The organism is Bradyrhizobium sp. UFLA05-108 (assembly GCF_059803455.1).
Genome location: NZ_JBANAZ010000219.1, coordinates 1 through 863, shown reverse-complemented (window position 1 = coordinate 863; position 863 = coordinate 1). Strand labels below are relative to the sequence as shown.

General features: G+C 58.4%; 2 protein-coding genes. Both read right to left on the bottom strand.

Features of this window, described 5'->3' with window-relative positions:
* Positions 1–56 precede the first annotated feature (56 nt).
* The gene (locus tag SO140_RS46100) at positions 57–308 is read right to left on the bottom strand and encodes a CsbD family protein (protein ID WP_025303738.1); all 252 of its coding nucleotides are present in this window, start codon (positions 306–308) and stop codon (positions 57–59) included.
* A gap of 134 nt (positions 309–442) precedes the next feature.
* A partial coding sequence (locus SO140_RS46095) for a response regulator transcription factor (protein WP_498544221.1) occupies positions 443–863 on the bottom strand: 421 nt, incomplete at its 5' end.

Sequence of the window (863 nt, the reverse complement as noted above, 5' to 3'; positions counted from 1 at the left end):
GTGGTTACCCACCGGGCACAACATTCAGGGAAAAGCAGGTTGATCGTCGGCGCTAATCAACGGCGACGCAGCAGCAGGCCGGCCAACAAACCTGCGCCGGCAACGAGTGCCAACGCGGCGAGGGGGTTTTTCTTCATCATACTGCCGGCGCAGCTCAGGGCATCGCCGTATTTTTCTTGCAGCGCGCCCACTGCCTGGCGCGTGACGCCTTCGGCCTGCCAACGTTCGTTACCGCTGACGTCGCCTGCGATTTCCTGCGCTTTGCCCGCCACTTTGTCCATCATGCCATTGGCTTTTTCGCTGTTCATTATGATGTGCTCCTAAGGTTCGATCCGTTTGGCGGTCGCACAGAGCGAAAGCCTGCATTTGCACCGCCATGTTATGCACTTCACTCTGCGCTCATAAGGGGCGTTTGCATCGGTGCGGGTAGTGCATTTGCAGGCTACTTGCCGTTCCTGGAGGCCGCTCCGCCGGTAAACAGCCCGCGCTCTCTGGCCCAGACGATGGCTTCGCTGCGGCTGTGCACGCCGAGTTTGGAATAGACCGTCGCGACATGATTGCGGATGGTGTTGAGCGCCAGATTGAGACGCGCCGCGATTTTCTTGTCCGGCAGCCCCTCGCAAATCAATTCCAGCACATCGCGCTCGCGCGGCGTGAGGTCGCTGGTGGTGAATCCAGCCTGGTCAGGCCGGTTGATGCTTTTTACGTTGGCCAGTTTTTCGATCAAAGTTTGGCTGAACCACGAGGCATCCTGCATCACTTCTTCGATGGCATTCACCAGCTCCAGCTCCGATCGTTTACGCTCGGTAATGTCCATGAGCACCAACAGGTAGCAGGGCGCATTATGGATACTGACGGCATCC

Excerpts from the sequence above, each read along its gene's own strand:
- SO140_RS46100 (WP_025303738.1), bottom strand. The coding sequence starts at position 308 with ATGAACAGCGAAAAAGCCAATGGCATGATGGACAAAGTGGCGGGCAAA.